A 25,769-nucleotide genomic window follows, 5' to 3' on the forward strand; every position below is an offset into this window, starting at 1 on the left:
GCGGGTGAATTCGAGGGCGACGCTGATGGAAACGGTGCGCGCCAGCCGGTCGCGCAGCGCGGACAATGCGCTCATTCCGCCCCTGATCCACGAACTGATCGCCCGGCAGAGCGCCAATCTCATCGACTCGCTGCGCCGCGAGCTTGGTCGCTGAGCTCGCCGCCAGAGTGGAAATCCGGGTGCGATTTCAGGCCGCCACGAACGCGATGCTCGGCGGCTATGCCATGGTGCATACGCCCAATGGCTGGTCATTCGCCTCGATCATCGTGCAGCGGGTGAATTCGAGGGCGACGCTGATGGAAACGGTGCGCGCCAGCCGGTCGCGCAGCGCGGACAATGCGCTCATTCCGGGCCCGATCCACGAACTGATCGTCCGGCAGGGCGCCAATCTCATCACACCGCTGCGCCGCGAGCTTGGTCGCTGAGCTCGCCGCCAGGCTGGAAATCCCGGTGCGATTTCAGGCCGCTGGCGCCCCGTGTCGCCAAGGCATTTCGTGGCAGGGCGTTGCGAACTGGCGCGGGCTCTGCATGCCAAGGCGCTTTCTCTGCCTCCGTGCCGCTCCGGCTATACGCACTTTGGCTTCAATCGCGCTTCGGACGCAATTATAGGCGAATTCAGCAGCCGGCCTGGCCGCCACGCTGGAGGTCCGTGCCATTCAAACTGATGACAGCAAACTGATGACAGCAAATGCCTTCAGCCGGTTCGTGGCAGGGCGCCCGGAGCCTCCGGCTTACGCGCCTGTCTCTACCATGCACCGCATCGCAGATGCCAATCCGGGTTCAGAGGCCTCCATCTACTTATATCCCCGTCTCCTTATGTTCCGTCTCCTTATATCAGGGGTGTTCTATGCTCCCGAAGCCACTTCGAGTCTCGGAGCATCGCCGCCGCGAGGCCTCATCCCTCGGCAATTTCGGCCGAGATCATCCTCGCCAATCCTACTGCTGGATGTCCATCTCCTCGGTGGCGCAGCCCTGCGCCTGGAGCAACGCCATTTCCAAAAGATAGCTCAGCGGGGCATTCCCGCGCGCCTTCGACATCGACACCATCCATCGCAATAGCTCTACCATGCAACCATGCTCATTGGCTTGAGCGCCCAACATGCCGTCCTCGGCTTCGGCAGGATAGCGTAAAGGAATCTCGATGCGCCGCTTCGAATCGGAATTGCTGTCCATCACAGGTCCTCATGAACGGTATTATCAGCGCCAGTCTATACACTATTCTATATATAGCAACATTATATATTCATATAAATCAATTTATAGGACATTAAACTTCAGAAGCTTAAGGTAATAAGCTAATTAAGCTAGGTCATGTTGTAGAAAGTGGCGAATCTATACTTTAATCCTATATTATAATATCGCCGGGCGTGGTAGCGTTCCCTTGTCACGTTAAGGAGGCATTTCATGCAGAACAAATCTCCCAAGACCATTGGCGCGAAGCCCGATCTTCGCGTTTCGATCGCTGTGCGCAAGCCGTTCATCACCGTTGGAATGAGTTTCCGTCCCGAATAGCCCACCGGCCATGCGATTGCGCTGCGCCAGGACACTCATCTTCCATATAGGCGATGGCGGCCTGATAGGGTGCAACTTCCTGGGCAGGTCGGTCTTCAACTGCGCGCCTGATCTGCTTGCCTTCCTCTGCCGGCTGGAGGAATGGGCCGATGAGGGCGAGGTGGCGGAGTTGATGTCGGCGTTGGACGTCGTAGAGGCGGCGGTGATATTACGCGATCTGCTCGCAGCTGGCGCGCTCGTCGCGGAACATTCGGAACTCGCTGTCCGCGAGGCGGCTTATGCGGGCAGCTGGCGCTGGGGCATTCCGGCTGCCGCCATGCATTTCTGCGTGCAGGATGCGGATTTCATGTCGCTGCAGGAGGCGAGGGCGCTGCAGCTGGAACGTCTGGAGCAGGAGGGATCGATCGCTCTATTCGAGGTTCACGGTGCCGAGAGCGGTGAGCATCGTGACGCCTTGCGGCGTTCTATTATGCAATTGCCGAAAGTGCGTCATTCCTCGGCATTGCTTGAGCTCATGGCGCGGCGGCGGTCATCGCGCCTTGCGTCGGGGCGGCCGTTGCAGCTCAGATCGCTTGCCGAATGCCTGTTTGCCGGATTGGGCATCACCGGGAGGATCAGCACTGCGGCGGGCGATCTGCCGCTGACGATGACGCCGTCTGGCGGGGCGCGCAATCCATATGAGGCCTATGTCTTGGCGCGCAATGTCGAAGGGCTCGTAGCCGGAATCTACCATTACTCCGCGGCGCAGCACAGTCTCGCGCGCCTGGATGTCGACGACCAGCCTGCCTATTCGCTGCTCACTGGCGGGCAGGAATGGGTGGACACCATGCCATGCCTGGTGGTGCTCTGCGCGCTGATGGATCGTACCATGTGGAAATATGTCGATGCGAACGCCTATCGCGTCGTGTTGATGGAGGCGGGCCATATAGGCCAGAACATCATACTGGCCGCTACAGCGCGTGAGCTTGCCGCGTGCCCGACGGCGGCGCTTGCGCATTCGCGCCTCGCCAAGCTGTTCGGACTGACCAACCCTACCCACGCGCCCATCTATGCCGTTGCCATCGGCAATCGCGAACCGCACGCCGGCAAGATCCTGAACGGCGAGCCGCATCTGGCTGATGTCCCGCCATGACGAAAAAGCGCCGACCACGGGAGGAGGCGGCAACGACCACAATCGCCTGGGCTGCTCGGACCTGATTATTCAAACCTATATTCGCTCGGGGCGATAGGTGGTGATGGTCGCTCCGCTCTTCGGCCAGGATTGCATCCTAGGCGCACACGACACGTGCGAGTTGCAGATGGCGGGGGTTTTTGCTGGGCCAAGCTGGATCAAGCCGATGATCGCTGTGAAGGGCGCCACGCCGGCGTTGGAACCAGCCAAACGGCGAGCCGCATCTGGCTGACGTCCCGCCATGACGAAAAAGCGCCGACCGCGGGAGGGAGGCGGCAACGACCACAATCGCCCGGGCCGCTCGGACCTGATTATTCAAACCTATATTCGCTCGGGGCGATAGGTGGTGATGGTCGCTCCGCTCTGAGGCCAGGATTGCATCCTAGGCGCGCACGACACGCGTCAGTTGCACATGGCGGGGGTTTTTGCTGGGCCAGGCTGATCAAGCCGACGATCGCTGTGAGGGGCGCCACGCCGGCGTTGGAACCAGCCAAACGGCGAGCCGCATGGCTGACTTCCGGCCATGACGAAGAAGCGCCCGGCGCTGGAACCGATCGCCACCGCTGACTACACGTCGGCTGCACCGTGGCCCGGGAACTGGATCCCGATGAGAATCCCAGTGAGCGGTAACGCTCGTCGCTGGAACCGGCGGCACCATGACCTAAATCTCGAAGCTCATCCCTCGGACGGGGAACGCGATGGCTGAAACGGGCTGAACGGCGAGCCGGATCCGGGCGATGATTCCCTCCGGCAGGGAATCGCCGGCCCTTGGACCCCGCTGCCGCGTGGAAAATTGTGCAATGATTGAAATATTTCTTGATTCCGGACCGCTGCGGCGAAACTATCGCTCATCGAGGCGGGCGAATGCCCCGGAAATGCTGTGTTCCTTAATAATATTTGACCTTCAGGCTTGACGAAAGCCCGGGGACAAAGTATCAGCAGCCCATCTGAGCCGATGTGAGATTGGCGGTTTCGGAGCGACACGCTCTGGAGTTCATCTCAAACAGGGTTCGTTTTACGATCGAAATGCAATTTGCAGGTCGCATGAAGCTCAGTCGGCTTCCTCTGCTTTCAATCGGGCAACCACCCGCGAGGGTGGTCTATTTGCCCGAATTCGTGCATGAGCATGGCGCTGAAACGGCCCTGACGGGCGAAGATACGAGATTTGTGAAAGAGGGAAGGTTGAATGCCTACCGTAAACCAGTTGATCCGCAAGCCGCGCACTGCGCCGGTAAAGCGCAATAAAGTCCCTGCTCTGCAGGAAAACCCGCAGAAGCGCGGCGTTTGCACACGCGTCTATACGACGACCCCGAAGAAGCCGAACTCGGCTCTCCGTAAGGTCGCCAAGGTGCGCCTGACCAACGGCTTCGAGGTCATCGGATATATTCCGGGTGAGGGTCACAACCTTCAGGAACACTCCGTCGTGATGATCCGCGGCGGCCGTGTAAAGGATTTGCCCGGCGTTCGTTACCACATCATCCGTGGTGTTCTGGATACGCAGGGCGTCAAGAACCGCAAGCAGCGCCGTTCCAAGTACGGTGCGAAGCGTCCGAAGTAAGTTTTATCCGGTTCCAGGCTTCAACCGCCGGACCGAACAAGCGAAGAGACAGAAGATATGTCCAGACGCCATAGTGCAGAAAAGCGTGAGATCAACCCGGATCCCAAGTTCGGCGATCTCGTTCTGACCAAGTTCATGAATGCCGTCATGCTTCATGGCAAGAAGTCGGTCGCAGAGCGTATCGTTTACGGTGCGCTCGAATCCGTCGAGACGAAGAGCAAGCAGGAGCCGGTGGCCGTGTTCCATCAGGCTCTCGATAACATTGCGCCGCACGTCGAAGTGCGTTCGCGCCGTGTCGGTGGTGCGACCTACCAGGTGCCGGTCGACGTTCGTCCGGAGCGCCGCCAGGCTTTGGCCATCCGCTGGCTGATCAACGCCGCTCGCGGCCGCAACGAGTCGACCATGGTCGACCGTCTGTCCGGCGAACTTCTCGATGCCGCCAACAATCGTGGCTCGGCCGTCAAGAAGCGCGAAGACACGCACCGCATGGCGGAAGCCAACCGCGCATTCTCGCATTACCGCTGGTAATCGTCGAAACCCTATTCTTGAAGGCAGCTTATCATGGCCCGCGAATATAAAATCGAAGACTACCGTAATTTCGGTATCATGGCGCATATCGACGCCGGCAAGACGACGACCACCGAGCGTATCCTTTACTACACCGGCAAGTCGCACAAGATCGGTGAAGTTCATGATGGCGCCGCCACGATGGACTGGATGGAGCAGGAGCAGGAGCGTGGCATCACGATCACTTCGGCTGCTACCACCACCTTCTGGAAGGGTCGTGACGGCAAGATGCGCCGTTTCAACATCATCGACACCCCGGGCCACGTCGACTTCACCATTGAAGTCGAGCGTTCGCTGCGCGTTCTCGACGGTGCAATCGCGCTTCTCGACGCCAATGCCGGTGTCGAGCCGCAGACCGAGACCGTCTGGCGCCAGGCCGAGAAGTATCATGTCCCGCGCATGATCTTCGTCAACAAGATGGACAAGACCGGCGCCGATTTCTATCGCTGCGTCGACATGGTCAAGACCCGTCTCGGTGCGAAGGCGCTTGTCATGCAGCTGCCGATCGGCGCCGAAAGCGATTTCAAGGGCGTCGTCGACCTGATCGACATGAACGCTCTCATCTGGCGCGACGAGTCGCTCGGTGCGCAGTGGGATGTCGTCGAGATCCCTGCCGACCTCAAGGAAAAGGCCGAGGAATATCGCGAGAAGCTGATCGAGACCGCCGTAGAGGTCGAAGAAGAGGCGATGGAAGCTTATCTGGAAGGCAACATGCCCGACAATGACAAGCTGCGCCAGCTGATCCGCGTCGGTACCTGCCGCGTCGATTTCCATCCGGTATTCTGCGGTTCGGCGTTCAAGAACAAGGGCGTTCAGCCCCTGCTCGACGGCGTCGTCGAGTATCTGCCTTCGCCGATCGACGTACCGGCGATCAAGGGCATCGACCCGAAGACCGAAACCGAAACGACGCGCAAGTCCTCAGACGAAGAGCCGCTGTCGATGCTGGCATTCAAGATCATGAACGACCCGTTCGTCGGTTCGCTCACCTTCTGCCGCATCTATTCCGGCAAGCTCGCCAAGGGCGTTTCGCTCGACAATACGGTGAAGAACAAGCGTGAGCGCATCGGCCGCATGCTGCAGATGCACTCCAACTCCCGCGAAGACATCGAAGAAGCCTATGCCGGCGACATCGTTGCGCTTGCAGGCCTCAAGGAAACCACGACTGGCGATACGCTTTGCGATCCGCTGAAGCCGGTTATCCTGGAGCGCATGGAGTTCCCCGATCCGGTCATCGAGATCGCGATCGAGCCGAAGACCAAGGCCGACCAGGAAAAGATGGGCATTGCGCTCAATCGCCTCGCTGCCGAGGATCCTTCCTTCCGCGTCAAGTCGGACGAAGAATCCGGCCAGACCATCATCGCCGGCATGGGCGAACTTCACCTCGACATCCTCGTCGACCGCATGCGTCGCGAGTTCAAGGTCGAGGCCAATGTCGGCCAGCCGCAGGTTGCCTACCGTGAATCGATCACCCGCGCCGCGGAAATCGATTACACCCACAAGAAGCAGTCCGGTGGTTCGGGCCAGTTCGCCCGCATCAAGGTTATCTTCGAGCCGCATGAAGGTGATGATTTCATCTTCGAATCGAAGATCGTCGGCGGTGCTGTTCCGAAGGAATACATTCCGGGTGTTCAGAAGGGTATCGAAAGCGTCATGGGTGCGGGTCCGCTCGCAGGCTTCCCGATGCTGGGCGTGAAGGCCACGCTCATCGACGGCGCCTACCACGATGTGGACTCTTCGGTGCTCGCCTTTGAAATCGCAGCCCGCGCTGCATTCCGCGAAGGTGCGCAGAAGGCCGGCGCCCAGCTGCTCGAGCCGATCATGAAGGTCGAGGTCGTGACGCCTGAGGATTATGTCGGTGACGTTATCGGCGATCTGAATTCGCGTCGCGGACAGATTTCCGGCACTGAAGCACGTGGTATCGCCACGGTCGTCAATGCAAACGTGCCGCTGGCCAACATGTTTGGCTACGTCAACACGCTGCGTTCGATGAGCCAGGGTCGTGCACAGTACACGATGCAGTTCGATCACTATGAGCCGGTGCCGACAGCTGTCGCGCAGGAAATTCAGAAGAAGTTTGCGTAACCAAGGGGTTACGCGGGAAATTTAAGACGCCTGAGCAGGCGAACATGTAACGGAGAGCTCAGATGGCTAAGAGCAAGTTTGAACGTAACAAGCCGCACGTTAACATTGGCACGATTGGTCACGTCGACCATGGCAAGACGTCGTTGACGGCAGCGATTACGAAGTATTTTGGTGAGTTCAAGGCGTATGACCAGATTGACGCTGCGCCTGAGGAAAAGGCTCGCGGCATCACGATCTCGACGGCGCACGTCGAATACGAGACGGAGAACCGCCACTACGCCCACGTCGACTGCCCCGGCCACGCCGATTATGTTAAGAACATGATCACCGGCGCTGCGCAGATGGACGGCGCGATCCTGGTCGTTTCGGCTGCCGATGGCCCGATGCCGCAGACGCGCGAGCACATTCTTCTCGCCCGCCAGGTTGGCGTTCCTGCGATCGTGGTTTTCCTGAACAAGGTCGACCAGGTTGACGATGCCGAGCTTCTGGAGCTGGTCGAGCTCGAGGTTCGCGAGCTGCTGTCGAAGTATGATTTCCCGGGCGACGACATTCCGATCATCAAGGGTTCGGCGCTTGCCGCGCTGGAAGATTCCGACAAGACGATCGGCGAAGATGCGGTTCGCGCGCTGATGGCTGAAGTCGACAAGTACATCCCGACGCCGGAGCGTCCGGTCGACCAGCCGTTCCTGATGCCGATCGAAGACGTTTTCTCGATCTCCGGCCGTGGTACGGTTGTGACGGGCCGCGTCGAGCGTGGCATCGTCAAGGTTGGCGAGGAAGTCGAGATCGTCGGCATCCGTCCGACCTCGAAGACGACGGTTACCGGCGTTGAAATGTTCCGCAAGCTGCTCGACCAGGGCCAGGCTGGCGACAACATCGGTGCGCTGCTGCGCGGTGTTGACCGTGAGGGCGTCGAGCGCGGGCAGATCCTGTGCAAGCCGGGTTCGGTCAAGCCGCACACGAAGTTCAAGGCGGAAGCCTACATCCTGACCAAGGACGAGGGTGGCCGTCATACGCCGTTCTTCACCAACTACCGTCCGCAGTTCTACTTCCGCACGACGGACGTGACGGGTGTGGTGACGCTGCCGGAAGGCACGGAAATGGTCATGCCGGGCGACAACATCGCCGTCGACGTGACGCTGATCGTGCCGATCGCCATGGAAGAGAAGCTGCGCTTCGCTATCCGTGAAGGCGGCCGCACCGTCGGTGCCGGCATCGTCTCCTCGATCATTGAATAAGTTAAGGTTTTATGCGGGAGACGCTGATAAAGCGTCTCCGCTAAACAAGGAAAAGATGAAATGAACGGTCAAAACATCCGCATTCGCCTCAAGGCGTTTGATCATCGGATCCTTGACGATTCGACGCGGGAAATCGTGTCGACTGCCAAGCGTACCGGTGCCAATGTGCGCGGACCGATCCCGCTTCCCACGCGGATCGAGAAGTTCACGGTTAACCGCTCGCCGCACATCGACAAGAAGAGCCGCGAGCAGTTCGAGATGCGCACTCACAAGCGTCTTCTCGATATCGTAGACCCAACCCCGCAGACTGTAGACGCGCTGATGAAGCTCGATCTTTCCGCTGGTGTTGATGTCGAGATCAAGCTGTAAGGCTTGAGGACGGAAGGACGAACCGATGCGTTCAGGTGTAATTGCACAGAAACTGGGCATGACTCGCGTCTATAACGACGCTGGCGAGCATGTGCCGGTCACAGTTCTCCGGATGGAGAATTGCCAGGTCGTGGCTCAGCGTACTGTTGAGAAGAATGGCTATACAGCCGTTCAGCTCGGCGTTGGGCTGGCCAAGGTAAAGAATACGACGAAGGGCTTGCGCGGTCATTTCGCGGCGGCTTCTGTCGAGCCAAAGGCGAAGGTCGCGGAGTTCCGCGTCTCGGCTGACAATCTTCTCGATGTCGGCACCGAGATCACCGCCGATCATTATGTTGCCGGCCAGAAGGTCGATGTGACGGGTACTTCGATCGGTAAGGGTTTTGCCGGTTCGATGAAGCGCCACAATTTCGGCGGTCACCGCGCAACGCATGGTAACTCGGTTACCCACCGCGCACACGGTTCGACTGGTCAGCGCCAGGATCCGGGCAAGGTGTTCAAGGGCAAGAAGATGGCTGGTCACATGGGTCAGACCCGCGTGACGACGCAGAACATCGAAGTTGTTTCGACTGATCTGGACCGTGGCCTCATCCTTGTTCGCGGCGCCGTTCCCGGCTCGAAGGGTGCTTGGATCCTCGTACGCGATGCCGTCAAGGTAGCGCTGCCCGAGAACGCTCCGAAGCCCGCAGGCCTTCGCGTATCGAACAATGACGCAAAAGCCGCACCAGCTGTGTCTGATGCAGAAGCAGCGCAGACAACAGAGGGAGCCGAATAATGGATCTCAAGATTACAACCCTTGAAGGCGTTGACGCCGGCAAGCTGAAACTCTCCGAGGAGATTTTCGGGCTCGAGCCGCGCGACGACATCCTTCAGCGCATGGTGCGCTACCAGCTCGCTCGTAAGCAGCAGGGTACGCACAAGGCGAAGGGACGTTCGGAAATCGCACGTACCGGCGCCAAGATGTACAAGCAGAAGGGCACCGGTCGCGCCCGCCATCATTCGGCACGCGCACCGCAGTTCCGCGGCGGCGGCAAGGCCCATGGTCCTGTGGTTCACAGCCATGAGCATTCGCTGCCGAAGAAGGTCCGCGCCCTCGCACTTCGCCATGCCCTTTCGGCAAAGGTAAAGGCCTCCGACCTGATCATCGTCGACGATCTGGCAGCGGCCGAAGGCAAGACGAAGATCCTTGTTTCGCAGTTCGCCAAGCTCGGACTGGAAAATGCGCTCCTGATCGGCGGTGCCGAGATCGATGCGAATTTCCGCCGTGCGGCTTCGAACATCCCGAACATCGATGTTCTGCCGATCCAGGGCATCAATGTTTATGACATCCTGCGCCGTGGCAAGCTCGTGCTTTCCAAGGCTGCAGTCGAAGCTCTCGAGGAGCGTTTCAAATGACTGATCTTCGCCACTATGACGTGATCGTCAGCCCGGTCATCACCGAGAAGTCGACCCTGGTTTCCGAAAACAACCAGGTCGTTTTCAACGTGGCCCGCAAGGCAACGAAGCCGGAAATCAAAGCCGCAGTTGAAGCGCTGTTCCGCGTGAAGGTGACTGCAGTCAATACTGCTGTGCGCAAAGGCAAGGTGAAGCGGTTCCGCGGCATCGTCGGGCGCCAGAGTGATGTCAAGAAAGCAATCGTGACGCTTGCCGAAGGGCAGTCGATCGATGTTTCGACTGGTCTCTGAGGGGCCGTGGAGTAAAGACAATGGCACTCAAACATTATAACCCAACCACGCCAAGCCAGCGCCAGCTGGTGATCGTGGACCGTTCGGAGCTCTACAAGGGCAAGCCCGTAAAGTCGCTGACCGAAGGTCTGTCGTCCAAGGGCGGCCGCAACAACACGGGTCGCGTCACCGTACGCTTCCAGGGTGGCGGTCACAAGCGCACCTATCGCTTCGTCGATTTCAAGCGCCGCAAGCATGATGTTGCTGCAAAGGTGGAACGCCTTGAATACGATCCGAACCGGACCGCATTCATTGCGCTCATCCGTTACGAAGACGGCGAACTGAGCTACATCCTGGCTCCGCAGCGCCTCGCCGTGGGCGACAGCGTCATCGCCGGCGCACAGACGGACGTCAAGCCGGGCAATGCGATGCCGCTGTCGGCAATGCCGGTCGGCACCATCATCCACAATGTGGAGATGAAGCCGGGCAAGGGCGGTCAGATCGCCCGTTCCGCCGGTACCTATGCCCAGCTCGTCGGCCGCGACCAGGGAATGGCGATCCTTCGCCTGAACTCGGGCGAGCAGCGTCTTGTTCATGGTTCTTGCTTTGCGACCGTAGGTGCAGTATCGAACCCGGATCACGGCAATATCAATCTCGGTAAGGCCGGTCGCAGCCGTTGGCTCGGCAAGCGTCCGCACAACCGCGGTGTTACCATGAACCCTGTCGATCACCCCCATGGTGGTGGTGAAGGCCGGACATCTGGTGGTCGTCATCCTGTCACGCCGTGGGGCAAGCCCACCAAGGGCAAGAAGACGCGCTCCAACAAGGCTACGGACAAGTTCATCGCTCGTTCGCGCCATCAGCGCAAGAAGTAAGAGAGGTAGTCTGAAATGGCTCGTTCAGTTTGGAAAGGCCCGTTCATCGATGGCTATCTTCTCAAGAAGGCTGAGAAGGTACGCGAGGGCGGACGCAGTGAGGTCATCAAGATCTGGAGCCGCCGCTCCACGATCCTGCCGCAGTTCGTCGGCCTGACCTTCGGCGTTTATAACGGCAACAAGCATGTCCCGGTGTCGGTCAATGAAGAAATGATCGGTCACAAGTTTGGTGAATTCGCTCCGACGCGGACCTATTACGGTCACGGCGCGGACAAGAAAGCGAAGAGGAAATAAAGATGGGCAAGGCTAAGGCTCCGCGCCAGCTTAAGGACAACGAGGCGAAAGCCGTTGCCCGCACGCTCCGCATCAGCCCTCAGAAGCTCAATCTGGTGGCTGCTCTCATCCGTGGCAAGAAGGTGAACGCCGCTCTTGCCGATCTGGAATTTTCGCGCAAGCGGATCGCAGGCACGGTGAAAAAGACGCTCGAATCAGCTATCGCCAACGCAGAAAACAACCATGACCTGGATGTTGATGCTCTGGTTGTTGCTGAAGCCTATGTAGGCAAGTCAATCGTGATGAAGCGCTTCCACGTACGTGGCCGCGGCCGGGCGAGCCGGATCGAGAAGCCATTCTCGCATCTGACGATCGTCGTTCGCGAGGCAGTGGAAAAAGGGGAGGCCGCATAATGGGCCAGAAGATTAATCCGGTTGGTTTCCGCCTCGGCATCAACCGCACCTGGGATTCGCGTTGGTATGCGAATACGGGCGAATACGGCAAGCTGCTGCATGAAGACCTCAAGATCCGCAAGTATCTGGTCGAGGAACTGAAGCAGGCTGCCATTTCGAAGGTCGTGATCGAGCGTCCGCACAAGAAGTGCCGCGTTACGATCCATGCGGCCCGTCCGGGCCTGATCATCGGCAAGAAGGGCGCCGATATCGAGAAGCTGCGTCGCAAGCTGTCGGAAATGACCAATGCGGACACAACGCTCAATATCGTCGAAGTCCGCAAGCCGGAGACCGATGCAACGCTGGTCGCTCAGTCGATCGCCCAGCAGCTCGAGCGCCGCGTCGCTTTCCGTCGCGCCATGAAGCGCGCCGTTCAGTCGGCGATGCGTCTTGGAGCCGAAGGCATCCGCATCAACTGCTCGGGCCGTCTCGGCGGCGCGGAAATCGCTCGTATGGAATGGTATCGCGAAGGCCGCGTGCCGCTGCATACGCTTCGTGCGGATATTGATTACGGAACTGCTGAAGCACATACCGCCTATGGCATTTGCGGCGTCAAGGTCTGGGTATTCAAGGGCGAGATCCTTGAACACGACCCGATGGCCTCCGAACGCCGCGCGGTTGAAGGCGACAGCAATCAGGGTTCGAACCGTCGCCGCGAAAACGCTTAAAATAGCGTCTTTCCGGATCGAGAATTTTGGAGTAGAGAACAATGCTGCAGCCTAAGCGCACAAAGTTCCGCAAGCAGTTCAAGGGCCGTATCCACGGCGCGTCGAAAGGCGGCACGGATCTTAATTTTGGTGCTTTCGGCCTGAAGGCCCTTGAACCGAACCGCGTAACCGCGCGTGAGATCGAGGCCGCTCGCCGTGCAATTACCCGTCACATGAAGCGTGCCGGTCGTGTGTGGATCCGGATTTTCCCGGATGTGCCGGTAACATCGAAGCCTACCGAAGTCCGCATGGGTAAGGGTAAGGGTTCGGTGGATTATTGGGCATCGCGGGTCGCACCAGGCCGCGTCATGTTCGAGCTCGACGGCGTGTCGGAAGAAATCGCTCGTGAGGCTCTTCGCCTCGGAGCGGCAAAGCTTTCGGTAAAGACGCGCTTTATTCAGCGCATCGCAGAATAAGGGTGGATGCTATGAAATCCGCAGAAGTCCGGGCCATGAGCCTCGATCAGTTGAATGAAGAATTGGGTTCGTTGAAGAAAGAGCAGTTCAACCTGCGCTTCCAGAAGGCGACCGGCCAATTGGAAAAAACCGCTCGCGTTCGGCAGATCCGCCGCGATATCGCGCGCATCAAGACGATCGCCCGCCAGAAAGCGGTCGAGAGCAAGGCTTAAGGAAGAAAACCATGCCTAAACGCATTCTGCAGGGCGTTGTCGTCAGCGACAAGAACGACAAGACCATTGTGGTCAAGGTCGAGCGGCGCTATTCGCATCCGCTCCTCCAGAAGACTGTGCGCCAGTCGAAGAAGTACAAGGCGCATGATGAAAGCAACCAGTTCAAGGTTGGCGATACGGTTTCCATTCAGGAATCCAAGCCGATTTCGAAAGACAAGCGTTGGGTAGTCGTAACGGACGCCCCGGCCAGTTAAATATCTGTATGTAAGTACGCAACAATCGCGAGGGGCAAGGAAAGCCCAGTCCGGTTGAACAAGAAGAAGGCGGCTAGTCATGATTCAGATGCAAACAAACCTCGACGTCGCGGATAATTCCGGCGCCCGTCGTGTCATGTGCATCAAGGTGCTGGGCGGCTCGAAGCGGAAATATGCTTCGGTCGGCGACATTATTGTCGTTTCGATCAAGGAAGCAATTCCGCGCGGCCGCGTTAAGAAGGGTGATGTGATGAAGGCTGTGGTTGTTCGCACGGCCAAGGACATCCGTCGCGCCGATGGTAGCGTTATCCGTTTCGATAAGAACGCTGCTGTTTTGATCGACAATAAGAAAGAGCCTATCGGCACACGTATCTTCGGACCGGTTCCGCGCGAATTGCGCGCCAAGAGCCACATGAAGATCATCTCGCTGGCTCCAGAAGTTTTGTAAGGAGCAGACGATGCAGAAGATCCGTAAAGGCGACCGCGTTGTCGTTCTGGCTGGTAAGGACAAGGGCCGCACCGGCGAAGTAATCAAGGTTTTGCCGAAGGACGGGCAGGCGCTCGTTCGCGGCGTCAATGTTGTCAAGCGTCACCAGAAGCAGACACAGAACCAGGAAGCAGGCATCATCTCGAAAGAGGCGCCGCTCCATCTGTCGAACATCGCTATTGCCGACAAGGATGGCAAGCCGACCCGTGTTGGCTTCAAGGTCCTCGAAGATGGCAAGAAGGTACGTGTAGCAAAGCGTTCTGGAGATCTGATCGATGGCTGATGCAAAGATCGAACCACGCTTGAAGAAGCAGTACCAGGAAGTGGTGCGTAAGGCTCTTCTCGAGCAGTTCAAATATGAAAACGAGATGCAGATCCCGCGCATCACCAAGGTCGTCCTGAACATGGGCGTCGGCGAGGCGACGGCAGATTCGAAGAAGCCGACAGTGGCTGCTGAAGATCTGGCATTGATTGCCGGCCAGAAGCCGGTTATTACGCGTGCCCGTAAGTCTATCGCGACTTTCAAGGTTCGCGAGCACATGCCGATCGGCACGAAGGTCACCCTTCGCAAGGAACGCATGTATGAATTCCTGGATCGCCTCATCACGATCGCGCTGCCGCGCGTTCGCGACTTCCGCGGTCTGAACCCGAAGAGCTTTGATGGTCGCGGCAATTATGCGATGGGCATCAAGGAACACATTGTGTTTCCGGAAATCAACTACGACAAGGTTGATCAGATCTGGGGCATGGACATCATCGTTTGTACGACTGCAAAGACGGATGATGAAGCACGCGCTCTCCTGCGCGCCTTCAACTTCCCGTTCCGCCAGTAACGGCAAGCGTAGCGAGGTATTTGAAATGGCAAAGACGAGCGCAGTCGAAAAGAACAAGCGCCGCGGGCTTCTGGTAAAGCGTTTCGCTGCAAAGCGCGCACGCCTGAAGGCTATCGTGATGAACCAGTCGCTTCCTCTGGATGAGCGCTTCCGCGCCACCATCCAGCTGGCAGAGCTGCCACGCAATTCCACGAAGGTTCGCATTCGCAATCGTTGCGAAGTGTCGGGCCGTCCGCGCGGTTACTACCGCAAGATCAAAATGTCGCGTATCGCATTGCGCCAGCTGGGTTCGCTCGGCCAGGTGCCCGGCGTCGTGAAGTCGAGCTGGTAAGGGAGAAGAGCGATGTCTATGACAGATCCTCTCGGCGATATGCTGACACGCATCCGTAACGCAATCATGCGCAAGAAGGGCAAGGTTTCGACCCCTGCCTCCAAGCTGCGCGCCCGCGTTCTGGATGTTCTTCAGGCTGAAGGTTATATCCGCGGATACAGCCAGGTGGATTTCGAGAACGGCAAGTCCGAGCTTGAAATCGAGCTGAAGTATTTTGAGAACGTACCGGTAATTCGCGAGATTACCCGTATTTCGAAGCCCGGTCGCCGCGTTTACGTGTCGGTCAAGTCGATCCCGCAGGTTGCCAATGGCCTTGGTATTTCGATCCTCTCCACGCCGAAGGGCGTCATGGCGGATCACGAGGCGCGTGAGCAGAATGTTGGTGGAGAGCTGCTCTGCCGCATATTCTAATGCGCGGGCTTAACAGGAAGAAACGGACAGGTTGAAAAATGTCTCGTATCGGTAAAAAACCCGTGGCCGTCCCGCAAGGCGTCACCGCCAGCGTGGAAGGTCAGACCATCAAGGCCAAGGGCCCGAAGGGTGAACTCACCTTCGTCGCCAATGACGATGTGGTGGTCAAGTTCGAGGATGGCGCCATCAGCGTCAATCCGCGTGACAACACCAAGGTCGCCCGTTCCAAGTGGGGCATGAGCCGCACCATGGTCGTCAACATCTTCACCGGTGTGAAGGACGGCTTCGAAAAGCGTCTTGAGATCAATGGCGTTGGTTATCGTGCGGCCATGCAGGGCAAGAACCTGCAGCTGTCGCTCGGCTTCAGCCATGAAGTGATCTACGAAGTGCCAGCCGGCATCACTGTTGCGGTTCCAAAGCCGACGGAAATCGTCGTGACCGGGATCGACAAGCAGCAGGTCGGCCAGGTCGCTGCCGAGATCCGCGAATATCGTGGTCCGGAACCCTACAAGGGCAAGGGCGTGAAATATGCGGGCGAGAAGATCGTTCGCAAAGAAGGTAAGAAGAAGTAAGGAATTCGTGTCATGGCATCGCCGAAAGAAATCATTCAGCGTCGCGCATCGCGTGTTCGCCGCCAGATCAAGGCGGTTGCCGGTGACCGTCCGCGGCTCAGCGTCCACCGTTCTTCGAAGAATATCTACGCGCAGATCATCGATGATGCGCGTGGACACACAATTGCATCTGCATCCACGCTCGAAGCCGACCTCAAGGGCAAGCTGAAGACCGGTGCGGATTCCGATGCAGCAGCACTCATTGGCAAGCTCGTAGCCGAGCGCGCCGTGAAGGCCGGAGTCAAGGAAGTCATCTTCGATCGTGGTGCCTATATTTACCACGGCCGTGTGAAGGCGCTTGCCGAGGCCGCCCGCGAAGCTGGCCTCAGCTTCTAAGGTTGTAACGGAAGCCCGGACAATAGCCGGGCTTCGCTATCATTCGTGCTACCGGAAAAGAAAAAGGAATTAGGAGCATGGCACAGGAAAAGAGAAGCCGCGAAGATCGCGGCCGCAACGAAGAGCGCGACAGCGAATTCGTTGACAAGCTCGTACACATCAACCGCGTCGCCAAGGTCGTCAAGGGCGGTCGGCGTTTCGGTTTTGCTGCTCTCGTCGTCGTTGGCGATCAGAAGGGCCGCGTCGGTTTCGGTCATGGCAAGGCGCGCGAAGTGCCGGAAGCCATCCGCAAGGCAACTGAATCTGCCAAGCGCGAGATGATTTTCGTTCCGCTGCGTTCGGGCCGTACGCTTCATCACGATGTCGAAGGCCGTCATGGCGCCGGCAAGGTTCTGCTTCGCGCGGCAACTGCCGGTACGGGTATCATCGCCGGTGGCCCGATGCGCGCCGTTTTCGAGACGCTCGGCGTCCAGGACGTCGTTGCAAAGTCGCTCGGCTCGTCGAACCCGTACAACATGGTTCGCGCCACGTTCGATGCGCTCAAGCACCAGATGCACCCCAAGGACATCGCTGCCCAGCGCGGTATCAAGTATTCGACACTGCAGGCTCGCCGCCGCGACGTGGTCGGTTCGGAAGAATAGGCCAGATTGTGGCGCAGTAGGGCAGGGACCATGGTCCCGCCAACTGTAGACTAAAGGACAAAAGTCATGGTTGAGAAGAAGAAGGGTAAGACGCTGACCGTCGAACAGATCGGCAGCCCTATCCGCCGTCCGGCAGAACAGCGTGCAACGCTGGTTGGCCTGGGCCTCAATAAAATGCATCGCCGCAGCACGCTTGAAGATACGCCTTCGGTCCGCGGTATGATTGCCAAGGTTCAACATCTCGTCCGCGTTGTGGACGAGGCTTGAGACCGGAGACAGAAAAATGAAACTCAATGATCTGAGTGAAAATCCAGGCGCAACCAAGGCGCGCAAGCGCGTCGGTCGCGGTATCGGCTCCGGTTCGGGCAAGACTGCCGGCCGTGGCGTGAAGGGTCAGAAGTCGCGTTCGGGCGTTGCCATCAACGGTTTCGAAGGCGGCCAGATGCCGCTGTACCGCCGCCTGCCGAAGCGCGGTTTCACCAACATCTTCGCCAAGAACTTCAACACGGTTTCTGTTGGCCGCATTCAGGCTGCCATCGATGCCAAGAAGCTCGACCCGAAGGCTGCGGTCACCATCGAGACGCTCAAGGCTGCCGGCGTCATCCGCCGCGCCAAGGACGGCGTTCGCCTCCTGTCGGACGGCGAGATCAAGACTGCCGTGACGTTCGAGGTTTCGGGCGCATCCAAGGCCGCGATCGAGAAGATCGAAAAGGCCGGCGGCAGCGTCAAACTGCCTGAAGCACCAGCTGCTGCAGAATAATTACGCCAGTTCAGGCGGCGATCTTCGTGATCGCCGCTTGTACCTTTTTGCAAAGGCACATATCTGGATAGGACCGTCGATTCCCGCTATCGGGCCAAGGACGGAGCTCCTTGGAGCCCAGACCGGAGACAATAATGGCCTCAGCCGCTGAACAGCTCGCGTCAAATCTCAATTTCTCTGCCTTTTCCAAAGCCAGTGAGCTCAAGAAGCGTATCTGGTTTACGCTCGGCGCATTGCTGGTTTACCGGCTCGGCACCTACATCCCCCTGCCAGGCATCAATCTGAACGCCTTCGCCCAAGCCTTCAACAACCAGGCCCAGGGCATTCTCGGCATGTTCAACATGTTTGCCGGTGGCGCGGTCGAGCGCATGGCGATTTTCGCTCTCGGCATCATGCCGTATATTTCCGCTTCGATCATCGTGCAGCTGATGACTTCGGTCATTCCGGCGCTCGAGCAGTTGAAGAAGGATGGCGAGCAGGGCCGCAAGGTCATCAATCAATATACGCGCTACGGAACCGTGCTTCTGGCGACGGTGCAGGCCTATGCCATTGCGGTCGGTCTGCAGGGCAGCCAGGGCATCGTCACCGATCCTGGCCCGTTCTTCCTCTTCTCGACGGTCATCACGCTCGTCGGCGGCACCATGTTCCTGATGTGGCTCGGTGAGCAGATCACGGCGCGCGGCATCGGCAATGGTATCTCGCTGATCATCTTCTCGGGCATCGTCGCCAACCTGCCGCAGGCTATTTCGGGCACGCTCGAACTCGGCCGCACCGGCGCGCTGTCGACGGCGATCATCCTCGCCATCATCGTCCTGACCGTTCTCGTCATCGGCATCATCGTATTCGTCGAGCGTGCCCAGCGCCGGCTGCTGATCCAGTATCCAAAGCGCCAGGTCGGCAACCGCATGTTCCAGGGCGATACTTCGCACCTGCCGCTGAAGCTCAATACGGCCGGCGTCATTCCGCCGATCTTCGCTTCGTCGCTGCTGCTGCTGCCTGCGACCATTGCCGGGTTCGCGCAGACGACAGAAATGCCGGCATGGGCGACGACGATCCTGTCTTCGCTCGGCCATGGCCAGCCTGCCTACATGCTGTTCTACGCCGCGATGATCGTGTTCTTTGCCTTCTTCTACACGGCCCTCGTCTTCAATCCGAAGGATACGGCCGACCAGTTGAAGAAACATTCCGGCTTCATCCCCGGCATCCGTCCCGGCGAGCGTACCGCGGAGTATATCGACTACGTTCTTACCCGCATCACGGTTCTCGGCGCGATCTATCTCGTGGTCATCTGCATGCTGCCCGAGTTCCTGATTTCCTGGGCCGGCGTTCCCTTCTATCTCGGCGGCACTTCGTTGCTGATCGTGGTGAGCGTCACGCTCGATACCGTCGCGCAGATCCAGGGCCACCTGATTGCGCATCAATATGAAGGACTGATCAAGAAGTCGAAGCTCCGTGGGGGGAAACGCAACAGATGAGATTAATACTTCTCGGACCACCGGGGGCAGGTAAGGGAACTCAGTCTCAGCGCTTGGTAGAAAAGTTAGGCATACCGCAACTCTCGACTGGGGACATGTTGCGAGAAGCGGTGAGTGCAGGCTCGGAAGTCGGCCGCAAGGCCAAGGCCGTCATGGATGCGGGCAACCTCGTCTCGGACGACATCGTCAATGCGATCGTCTCTGAGCGCATCGACCAGCCGGATGCGGCCAATGGCTTCATTCTCGACGGCTATCCGCGCACGCTGGTGCAGGCCGATGCCGTCGAGCGCATGCTGGCGGACAAGGGCCTCAAGCTCGATTGCGTCGTCGAGCTCGAAGTGGATGACAATGTCCTCGTCGAGCGGATTTCCGGCCGCTACACCTGCGCCAAATGCGGCACGGGCTATCACGACACCAACAAGAAGCCCAAGGTGGCGGGTGTCTGCGACAAATGCGGCTCGACCGAATTCAAGCGGCGTCCCGACGACAATGCCGAGACCGTGCGGACCAGGCTGGAAGCCTATTACAAGCAGACTTCGCCATTGATCGGCTACTACTACGCCAAGGGCAAGCTGCGCAAAGTCGATGGCATGGCGGACTTCGAAGAGGTCACCGCCGCAATCGAAAAAGTTCTGTCGGATCTATAGTCTGACAAAAATCTATCGGAGGAGTTGACTTTTCGAGCCGATTCCTTCAAGTACGGCGCAAATTCGCTTGAATATGAAGCGGTCGGCGCCGATCCGGTAAAGCAGGTTCGGGGCTGATCGTTTGTGTTTGTCCCGAATAGTATTTTCATCCCGTCATCTGGCCGCCATTGGTCGTCCAGCTCTGCCGGTCAACAAGGAGAACAGACGTGGCTCGTATCGCTGGCGTCAACATCCCGACGAACAAGCGCGTTGTCATCGCGCTTCAGTACATTCACGGGATTGGTCAAAAGTTTGCGCAGGAAATCGTCGAGAAGGTCGGCATTCCTGCAGAGCGTCGTGTTAATCAGTTGACCGACGCTGAAGTGCTGCAGATCCGCGAAGCAATCGACCGCGACTATCAGGTCGAGGGTGATCTGCGTCGCGAAGTATCGATGAACATCAAGCGCCTGATGGATCTTGGTTGCTATCGCGGCCTGCGCCATCGCCGTTCGCTTCCGGTCCGCGGCCAGCGCACGCATACCAATGCGCGCACCCGCAAGGGACCTGCCAAGGCAATCGCCGGCAAGAAGAAGTAATTACATTCCGGCGCAGTTCGCTGCGCCGGTTCTGCTTTCGCAGAGACCGGTGCCGGTTTCGCACCTTAAATGAAACCAGGTGGAGCCTCTGGAAATACGGAGGCGTCGAGATCAATTGAAAGGACTACCATGGCCAAGGAAGCCACGCGCGTTCGCCGCCGCGAACGGAAAAACATTTCGTCGGGCGTTGCCCACGTCAATTCGACATTCAACAATACGATGATCACCATCACGGATGCGCAGGGCAATGCGATTGCCTGGTCGTCCGCAGGTGCCCAGGGTTTCAAGGGCTCGCGCAAGTCGACCCCGTTTGCCGCCCAGATGGCTGCAGAAGATTGCGCCAAGAAGGCGCAGGAACATGGCATGCGTTCGCTGGAAGTTGAAGTTTGCGGACCCGGCTCCGGCCGTGAGTCGGCACTGCGCGCTCTTCAGGCGGCCGGCTTCACCATCACTTCGATCCGTGACGTGACGCCAATTCCGCACAATGGCTGCCGCCCGCGCAAGCGTCGCCGCGTATAGTCTTTTTTGCTGCAGAATAATCGCATGAGCCTTTATGGGCTCCTCTGCGGTTTCCACGCCTCAATGCCACGATTGGATGGTGGTACAGGCAAGGATAAGGGAAAATTAGATGATCCAGAAGAACTGGCAGGAATTGATCAAGCCGAACAAGGTCGAGTTTCAGACCTCCGGCTCGAAGACCAAGGCAACGGTCGTCGCCGAACCGCTGGAACGCGGCTATGGCTTGACGCTGGGCAATGCCCTTCGCCGCGTGCTGTTGTCTTCGCTGCGCGGCGCTGCCGTGACGGCTGTTCAGATCGATGGCGTTCTGCATGAATTCTCGTCGATTCCGGGTGTTCGCGAAGATGTCACCGACATCGTCCTGAACATCAAGGAAATCGCGATCCGCATGGAGAGCGACGGTCCGAAGCGCATGGTCGTCCGCAAGGAAGGCCCGGGCGTCGTAACGGCCGGCGATATCCAGACTGTTGGCGATGTCGAGATACTCAATCCGGACCACGTGATCTGCACGCTGGACGAGGGCGCTGAAATCCGCATGGAATTCACCGTCAACACCGGCAAGGGCTACGTCCCGGCTGATCGCAACCGCGCCGAAGATGCGCCGATCGGTCTTATCCCGGTCGACAGCCTCTATTCGCCGGTCCGCAAGGTGTCTTACAAGATCGAGAATACCCGCGAGGGCCAGGTTCTCGATTATGACAAGCTGATCCTCTCGATCGAGACCGACGGGTCGATCACGGGCGAAGACGCCGTTGCCTATGCGGCACGCATCCTTCAGGACCAGCTGGCGATCTTCGTCAATTTCGACGAGCCGCAGAAGGAAGTTCAGCAGGAACAGGTTACCGAACTTGCGTTCAATCCTGCCTTGCTCAAGAAGGTCGACGAACTCGAGCTTTCGGTTCGTTCTGCGAACTGCCTGAAGAATGACAACATCGTCTACATCGGCGATCTCATTCAAAAGACTGAAGCGGAAATGCTCCGCACGCCGAATTTTGGTCGTAAGTCGCTGAACGAAATCAAGGAAGTTCTGGCTTCCATGGGGCTCCATCTTGGTATGGAAGTGCCCGCATGGCCGCCGGAGAACATCGAAGATCTCGCCAAGCGTTACGAAGACCAATATTAAGAACAACCGGGTTAGAAACCCGATAACAATCCGGGCAATGAGCCCGAAAGAATTGAAGGAGAAGGCTCATGCGCCACGGTAATTCAGGCCGCAAGCTTAACCGGACTGCCAGCCATCGCAAGGCGATGTTTGCCAATATGGCTGCATCGCTGATCGAGCATGAGCAGATCGTGACAACGCTGCCCAAGGCCAAGGAAATTCGTCCAATCGTTGAAAAGCTGGTCACGCTCGGCAAGCGCGGCGACCTGCACGCTCGTCGCCAGGCCATTTCGGCCATCCGCGACGTCAAGCTGGTTGCCAAGCTGTTCGACACGCTGGCGCCCCGCTATGGCCAGCGCAATGGCGGCTACATCCGCATCATGAAGGCAGGCTTCCGCACCGGTGACAATGCACCGCTGGCAGTTGTCGAATTCGTCGATCGCGATGTGAATGCCAAGGGAGCCGGTGATCTGGCTCGCGTCGAGGCAGAACGCGCAAGCGAAGCCGAAGCCGCTTGATCGGCAGTTGATATGTTTGGAAGAGGGGGCTTTTCAGCCCCCTTTTTCTTTGCGCCCATGCAAGGCGCACCTCGCACGATCGGGTTCCAGGTCCGACGTCAGCGCCCGGCAAAGGCCAGCTTGATGCCGAGCGCCACGAAAGCCGCCGCGAAAGAGCGGCGCATCCAGGCGAGAATATGCGGGCGCGACACCACCCGCTCGCGCACCGCTGCGGCAAACAATCCATAGATCGCGAATACGACGAAGGTCATGATCATGAAGATCGACCCGAGCTCCAGCATGCGGCGCAACGGGTCCTCTTCGGTTGGCATGATGAATTGCGGCAGGAAGGCGAGGAAGAAGATCGACAGCTTCGGATTGAGAATATTGATGAGGAAGGCGGTCGTCGCAGTCCTGAGGTGCGAGGTGCCTCCCGCCGATTGCCCGTCAATGTTCAGCACCCCGTCTTCGCGCAATGTGTTCCAGGCCATATAGATCAGATAGGCGACGCCGAGGATCTTGAGCGCATTGAAGGCGGTGGCGCTTGCGTGCATCACCGCCGCGAGGCCGCCAATGGCGGCGGCGAGGTGCGGAACAATGCCGATTGTGCAGCCGAATGCGGCGGCAATGCCGGCGCGTGCCCCGCGCGCGAGGCCCGTGGCCAAAGTATAGACGACGCCTGTGCCCGGCGAGACGACGATGATGAACGAGGTGATGAGATATTCCGGTTCCATGCTCTGCTCCAGTTTGGATCGTGCATGAAATGAACCGGAAACCCCGCCGCCCGTCTTGAACCGGATTGCAGCTCAGCCCCGAATTCTCGCATAATCGCCCGGCGAGATGCCGTATTTGCGGATGAAGACCCGCGTCATATGGCTCTGGTCGGCAAATCCGCTCGCCGCGGCGGCATCCGCCAGGCTGTTGCCGCCAAGGATGAGGCGCCGTGCGAGATCCGCGCGGCGCTGCATGAGATAGGCATGGGGCGTCAGGCCGAGCGCCGCCGCAAATCCCCTCAGCAACTGAAACCGGCTGAGACCGGCGACAGCCGCCAGTTCGGCCAGGGTGAACGAGGCGGCGGGATCGTCGTCGATCATGGCTCGCGCCGTGCTGACCGGCGGTGGGACCGCGCGGGCGGCGGTTCGCCGTTCCATGGCTGCCGGCAGCAATTCGGCCAGCAGTTCATCGCGCAGCAGCGGCATCGCTGATGTCGTTGGCGTCGCCATGGCCAGGAACAGCCGGTGGAACAGCGCCGGGTAGCGATCGCCGTCGAACACCGGACGGATGAATTCCGCCGGGCGAACCTCGTCGTCGATCTGCCCGGCGAGGATTTCCATGACGAATGGCGGATCGAGATAGATCATGCGCCAGCAGCGGCCCCGGTCATCGATCGGAGCGCCATCATGGACCTCGCCGGGATTGACGGCAATGATCTGGCCGGCGCCGGCTTCGACCATGCCGCGGCCGCTGAACGAGCGTTGCGCGCCCTGATAGATCAGGCCGACGCCATATTGCTCATGGGAATGGCGCGGAAAGACGTGGTTGCTCCGGGCTTCGACCAGATGAATTCGGCGGTCGGCAGCTGGGTGCATCTTGAATTCGGATTTTCGCTTCAACGTCTTTCCCCTCCGGCCTAGTATAACATTGTCGTCGGCCGCGGAAATGGCCGCCATGCCGCAAATTTGCTGCGTTTGACGGCTGGTATTGCTGGCGATAATCACCACATTGGATCAAGCAGATAAGTGATTCACCGGACGGAGTTGGATATGAGATTGATGATGGCTGCATCGGCGCGTGCGCTACTGGTTTGCACATCCATCCTCGCCGGCGTCCTGGCTGGCGCGGCTGTGCCGGCCTTCGGCCAGACGGCGCCTGCCGAAAAGGAACTGCCGCAGACGCGCACCGAATTGCAGCTGTCCTTTGCGCCTCTCGTCAAGCAGACCGCCGGCGCCGTGGTCAATGTCTATGCGGCCCAGGCCGTTCAGAGCACGTCGCCCTTTGCAGGCGATCCGTTTTTCGAGCAGTTCTTTGGCCGGCGGTTCAACGGGCCGCCGCGCGTGCAGTCTTCGCTCGGTTCCGGCGTCATCGCCGACAGTTCCGGCATCATCGTCACCAATAATCACGTTATCCGCGATGCGGATACGGTGAAGGTGGCGCTCTCCGATGGGCGCGAATTCGAGTCCAAGGTGGTTTTGAAGGATGAATCGACCGATCTCGCCATCCTGAAGATCGAGGCGGGCGAGCCTTTGCCGTTCGTCAAGCTCGCCGATTCGGACAAGGTCGAAGTCGGCGATCTGGTGCTTGCCATCGGCAACCCGTTCGGCGTCGGGCAAACCGTGACGAGCGGCATTGTCTCGGCACAGGCGCGCACGCGCGTCGGCGTGTCGGATTTCGATTTCTTCATCCAGACGGATGCTGCCATCAATCCGGGCAATTCCGGCGGCGCGCTCGTCGACATGAATGGCGAACTCATCGGCATCAACACCGCCATCTATTCCCGGTCCGGCGGTTCTATCGGCATCGGCTTTGCGATCCCCGCCAATATGGTCCGCGCCGTGGTCGAGACGGCAAAGGGCGGCGCCGACACGTTCCAGCGGCCCTATATCGGCGCGTCGTTCCAGAGCGTGACGCCGGATGTGGCGGAAAGCCTCGGCATGAAGCAGCCCTATGGCGCACTGGTAACGTCGGTGACGAAGGATGGCCCGGCGGCGAAGAGCGGTTTGCAGGTCGGCGATGTCGTGTTGAACATCGACGGCGTGCGTGTCGATAATCCCGATACGCTGGGCTACAGGATGACGACGGCCGGTATCGGCAAGACGGTCACTTTCGACGTTCTGTCGCGGTCCAAGCAGAAATCGCTGCCGGTGACGCTGCAGAAGCCGGACCCGGATTCGCCGGACAACCAGTTGATGATACAGGGCAAGAACCCGCTTTCCGGTGCTCTCGTGGTGAAACTCTCGGCTGCAAGCGCCCGCCGCCTCGGCCTGCCGGACGATACCGAGGGTGTGGCGGTGGAGAAGATCTATCCGGAATCGCCCGCCGCGCGGATCGGCCTTCGTCCGGGCGACATCGTGCGCGGCGTCAACGGCGCCAAGATCGCGAGTATCAGCGATCTCAGCACGGCCATGTCGGACAGCCCGATATTGTGGCGGTTCGAGTTCGAACGCGGCGGCACCGTCATTCGGCAGATAATCCGCTAA

37 protein-coding genes are annotated in these 25,769 nt (G+C 59.0%); 34 read left to right on the top strand and 3 right to left on the bottom strand.

The genetic code is table 11. From position 1 onward, the window contains the following. The first annotated feature begins 179 nt into the window (after positions 1-179). The gene (locus OSJ75_RS14025) at positions 180-425 is read left to right on the top strand and encodes a hypothetical protein (RefSeq protein ID WP_252597185.1); all 246 of its coding nucleotides are present in this window, start codon (positions 180-182) and stop codon (positions 423-425) included. Positions 426-936: 511 nt separating this feature from the next. Here the strand turns inward: OSJ75_RS14025 and OSJ75_RS14030 are convergent. Then, the gene (locus tag OSJ75_RS14030) at positions 937-1,173 is read right to left on the bottom strand and encodes a hypothetical protein (protein ID WP_267228501.1); all 237 of its coding nucleotides are present in this window, start codon (positions 1,171-1,173) and stop codon (positions 937-939) included. Positions 1,174-1,522: 349 nt separating this feature from the next. Between OSJ75_RS14030 and OSJ75_RS14035 the strand changes: the two genes are divergently transcribed. The 32 genes from OSJ75_RS14035 to rplQ all read left to right on the top strand — a co-directional run bounded on the left by OSJ75_RS14035 (position 1,523) and on the right by rplQ (position 22,593). Further along, positions 1,523-2,644, top strand: a complete 1,122-nt coding sequence (locus OSJ75_RS14035) for a SagB/ThcOx family dehydrogenase (protein ID WP_267228502.1) — start codon at positions 1,523-1,525, stop codon at positions 2,642-2,644. Positions 2,645-3,869: 1,225 nt separating this feature from the next. Beyond that, positions 3,870-4,241: a 30S ribosomal protein S12 gene (gene rpsL / locus OSJ75_RS14040; protein WP_008121760.1), complete on the top strand. Its 372-nt coding sequence runs from the start codon at positions 3,870-3,872 to the stop codon at positions 4,239-4,241. Positions 4,242-4,298: 57 nt separating this feature from the next. Then, on the top strand, positions 4,299-4,769 hold the full coding sequence (rpsG, locus tag OSJ75_RS14045; RefSeq protein ID WP_250020288.1) for a 30S ribosomal protein S7: 471 nt from the start codon (positions 4,299-4,301) through the stop codon (positions 4,767-4,769). Positions 4,770-4,802: 33 nt separating this feature from the next. Beyond that, positions 4,803-6,890: an elongation factor G gene (gene fusA / locus OSJ75_RS14050; RefSeq protein WP_250020289.1), complete on the top strand. Its 2,088-nt coding sequence runs from the start codon at positions 4,803-4,805 to the stop codon at positions 6,888-6,890. A 62-nt stretch (positions 6,891-6,952) separates the two neighbouring features. Then, positions 6,953-8,128 carry an elongation factor Tu gene (gene tuf, locus OSJ75_RS14055; RefSeq protein ID WP_252597184.1) on the top strand — a complete coding sequence of 392 codons (1,176 nt, stop codon included), beginning with the start codon at positions 6,953-6,955 and terminating at the stop codon, positions 8,126-8,128. Between the two features lie 60 nt (positions 8,129-8,188). After that, positions 8,189-8,497 carry a 30S ribosomal protein S10 gene (gene rpsJ / locus OSJ75_RS14060; protein ID WP_008124902.1) on the top strand — a complete coding sequence of 103 codons (309 nt, stop codon included), beginning with the start codon at positions 8,189-8,191 and terminating at the stop codon, positions 8,495-8,497. A 25-nt stretch (positions 8,498-8,522) separates the two neighbouring features. Further along, entirely contained in the window at positions 8,523-9,269 is a 747-nt protein-coding gene (gene rplC, locus OSJ75_RS14065; RefSeq protein ID WP_250018574.1) for a 50S ribosomal protein L3, read from the top strand. After that, on the top strand, positions 9,269-9,889 hold the full coding sequence (gene rplD, locus OSJ75_RS14070; RefSeq protein ID WP_250018575.1) for a 50S ribosomal protein L4: 621 nt from the start codon (positions 9,269-9,271) through the stop codon (positions 9,887-9,889). The genes rplC and rplD overlap by 1 nt, the downstream gene beginning before the upstream one ends. Next, positions 9,886-10,179 (top strand): 50S ribosomal protein L23, encoded by a 294-nt coding sequence (locus OSJ75_RS14075; protein WP_250018576.1) that lies wholly within the window; start codon positions 9,886-9,888, stop codon positions 10,177-10,179. The genes rplD and OSJ75_RS14075 overlap by 4 nt, the downstream gene beginning before the upstream one ends. Positions 10,180-10,199: 20 nt before the next feature. After that, entirely contained in the window at positions 10,200-11,033 is an 834-nt protein-coding gene (rplB, locus tag OSJ75_RS14080) for a 50S ribosomal protein L2 (RefSeq protein ID WP_250018577.1), read from the top strand. Between the two features lie 15 nt (positions 11,034-11,048). After that, positions 11,049-11,327: a 30S ribosomal protein S19 gene (rpsS, locus tag OSJ75_RS14085; protein WP_008124912.1), complete on the top strand. Its 279-nt coding sequence runs from the start codon at positions 11,049-11,051 to the stop codon at positions 11,325-11,327. Between the two features lie 2 nt (positions 11,328-11,329). Next, entirely contained in the window at positions 11,330-11,719 is a 390-nt protein-coding gene (gene rplV / locus OSJ75_RS14090) for a 50S ribosomal protein L22 (protein WP_250018578.1), read from the top strand. Further along, positions 11,719-12,426, top strand: a complete 708-nt coding sequence (gene rpsC / locus OSJ75_RS14095) for a 30S ribosomal protein S3 (RefSeq protein ID WP_250018579.1) — start codon at positions 11,719-11,721, stop codon at positions 12,424-12,426. The genes rplV and rpsC overlap by 1 nt, the downstream gene beginning before the upstream one ends. Positions 12,427-12,467: 41 nt before the next feature. Further along, positions 12,468-12,881, top strand: a complete 414-nt coding sequence (gene rplP / locus OSJ75_RS14100) for a 50S ribosomal protein L16 (RefSeq protein WP_099999160.1) — start codon at positions 12,468-12,470, stop codon at positions 12,879-12,881. An 11-nt stretch (positions 12,882-12,892) separates the two neighbouring features. Next, the gene (rpmC, locus tag OSJ75_RS14105; protein ID WP_250018763.1) at positions 12,893-13,093 is read left to right on the top strand and encodes a 50S ribosomal protein L29; all 201 of its coding nucleotides are present in this window, start codon (positions 12,893-12,895) and stop codon (positions 13,091-13,093) included. 11 nt (positions 13,094-13,104) lie between these two features. Further along, on the top strand, positions 13,105-13,347 hold the full coding sequence (rpsQ, locus tag OSJ75_RS14110) for a 30S ribosomal protein S17 (protein WP_250018580.1): 243 nt from the start codon (positions 13,105-13,107) through the stop codon (positions 13,345-13,347). 79 nt (positions 13,348-13,426) lie between these two features. Beyond that, positions 13,427-13,795: a 50S ribosomal protein L14 gene (gene rplN / locus OSJ75_RS14115; RefSeq protein ID WP_008124924.1), complete on the top strand. Its 369-nt coding sequence runs from the start codon at positions 13,427-13,429 to the stop codon at positions 13,793-13,795. Positions 13,796-13,805: 10 nt separating this feature from the next. Then, positions 13,806-14,117: a 50S ribosomal protein L24 gene (rplX, locus tag OSJ75_RS14120; protein ID WP_250018581.1), complete on the top strand. Its 312-nt coding sequence runs from the start codon at positions 13,806-13,808 to the stop codon at positions 14,115-14,117. Continuing rightward, positions 14,110-14,667: a 50S ribosomal protein L5 gene (gene rplE, locus OSJ75_RS14125; protein WP_250018582.1), complete on the top strand. Its 558-nt coding sequence runs from the start codon at positions 14,110-14,112 to the stop codon at positions 14,665-14,667. The genes rplX and rplE overlap by 8 nt, the downstream gene beginning before the upstream one ends. Before the next feature lie 25 nt (positions 14,668-14,692). After that, the gene (gene rpsN / locus OSJ75_RS14130) at positions 14,693-14,998 is read left to right on the top strand and encodes a 30S ribosomal protein S14 (RefSeq protein ID WP_099999155.1); all 306 of its coding nucleotides are present in this window, start codon (positions 14,693-14,695) and stop codon (positions 14,996-14,998) included. A gap of 12 nt (positions 14,999-15,010) precedes the next feature. Then, the gene (rpsH, locus tag OSJ75_RS14135) at positions 15,011-15,409 is read left to right on the top strand and encodes a 30S ribosomal protein S8 (RefSeq protein WP_250018583.1); all 399 of its coding nucleotides are present in this window, start codon (positions 15,011-15,013) and stop codon (positions 15,407-15,409) included. Between the two features lie 38 nt (positions 15,410-15,447). After that, complete coding sequence (gene rplF, locus OSJ75_RS14140) at positions 15,448-15,981, top strand: 50S ribosomal protein L6 (RefSeq protein WP_250018584.1); 534 nt, start codon at positions 15,448-15,450, stop codon at positions 15,979-15,981. A gap of 12 nt (positions 15,982-15,993) precedes the next feature. Next, positions 15,994-16,356 (top strand): 50S ribosomal protein L18, encoded by a 363-nt coding sequence (rplR, locus tag OSJ75_RS14145; RefSeq protein WP_250018585.1) that lies wholly within the window; start codon positions 15,994-15,996, stop codon positions 16,354-16,356. Positions 16,357-16,433: 77 nt separating this feature from the next. Next, the gene (rpsE, locus tag OSJ75_RS14150; RefSeq protein WP_091922984.1) at positions 16,434-16,997 is read left to right on the top strand and encodes a 30S ribosomal protein S5; all 564 of its coding nucleotides are present in this window, start codon (positions 16,434-16,436) and stop codon (positions 16,995-16,997) included. A gap of 66 nt (positions 16,998-17,063) precedes the next feature. Further along, positions 17,064-17,264, top strand: coding sequence for a 50S ribosomal protein L30 (gene rpmD, locus OSJ75_RS14155; RefSeq protein ID WP_250018586.1), 201 nt, complete (start codon positions 17,064-17,066; stop codon positions 17,262-17,264). Between the two features lie 16 nt (positions 17,265-17,280). Further along, a complete protein-coding gene (gene rplO / locus OSJ75_RS14160; protein ID WP_250018587.1) occupies positions 17,281-17,757 on the top strand; it encodes a 50S ribosomal protein L15 in 477 nt (158 codons plus the stop codon). A 134-nt stretch (positions 17,758-17,891) separates the two neighbouring features. After that, positions 17,892-19,232: a preprotein translocase subunit SecY gene (gene secY / locus OSJ75_RS14165; RefSeq protein ID WP_250018588.1), complete on the top strand. Its 1,341-nt coding sequence runs from the start codon at positions 17,892-17,894 to the stop codon at positions 19,230-19,232. Beyond that, on the top strand, positions 19,229-19,879 hold the full coding sequence (locus OSJ75_RS14170; RefSeq protein WP_250018589.1) for an adenylate kinase: 651 nt from the start codon (positions 19,229-19,231) through the stop codon (positions 19,877-19,879). The genes secY and OSJ75_RS14170 overlap by 4 nt, the downstream gene beginning before the upstream one ends. Before the next feature lie 206 nt (positions 19,880-20,085). Further along, positions 20,086-20,454, top strand: coding sequence for a 30S ribosomal protein S13 (rpsM, locus tag OSJ75_RS14175; protein WP_267228503.1), 369 nt, complete (start codon positions 20,086-20,088; stop codon positions 20,452-20,454). A gap of 129 nt (positions 20,455-20,583) precedes the next feature. Continuing rightward, complete coding sequence (rpsK, locus tag OSJ75_RS14180; protein ID WP_008124952.1) at positions 20,584-20,973, top strand: 30S ribosomal protein S11; 390 nt, start codon at positions 20,584-20,586, stop codon at positions 20,971-20,973. 109 nt (positions 20,974-21,082) lie between these two features. Beyond that, entirely contained in the window at positions 21,083-22,096 is a 1,014-nt protein-coding gene (locus OSJ75_RS14185) for a DNA-directed RNA polymerase subunit alpha (RefSeq protein ID WP_250018591.1), read from the top strand. A gap of 68 nt (positions 22,097-22,164) precedes the next feature. After that, positions 22,165-22,593: a 50S ribosomal protein L17 gene (rplQ, locus tag OSJ75_RS14190; RefSeq protein ID WP_250018592.1), complete on the top strand. Its 429-nt coding sequence runs from the start codon at positions 22,165-22,167 to the stop codon at positions 22,591-22,593. Between the two features lie 98 nt (positions 22,594-22,691). On the opposite strand, the gene OSJ75_RS14195 is transcribed toward rplQ, so the two are convergent. Together OSJ75_RS14195 and OSJ75_RS14200 are read right to left on the bottom strand one after the other, a co-directional pair. Beyond that, positions 22,692-23,306, bottom strand: a complete 615-nt coding sequence (locus tag OSJ75_RS14195; RefSeq protein ID WP_267228504.1) for a LysE family translocator — start codon at positions 23,304-23,306, stop codon at positions 22,692-22,694. Between the two features lie 72 nt (positions 23,307-23,378). Further along, positions 23,379-24,161: an AraC family transcriptional regulator gene (locus OSJ75_RS14200; RefSeq protein WP_267228609.1), complete on the bottom strand. Its 783-nt coding sequence runs from the start codon at positions 24,159-24,161 to the stop codon at positions 23,379-23,381. A 183-nt stretch (positions 24,162-24,344) separates the two neighbouring features. Here OSJ75_RS14200 and OSJ75_RS14205 point away from each other — a divergent pair, with 183 nt between their 5' ends. Beyond that, complete coding sequence (locus OSJ75_RS14205; protein WP_371929511.1) at positions 24,345-25,769, top strand: DegQ family serine endoprotease; 1,425 nt, start codon at positions 24,345-24,347, stop codon at positions 25,767-25,769.

This window comes from Phyllobacterium sp. 0TCS1.6A, from assembly GCF_026420825.1.
Classification (GTDB): domain Bacteria; phylum Pseudomonadota; class Alphaproteobacteria; order Rhizobiales; family Rhizobiaceae; genus Phyllobacterium.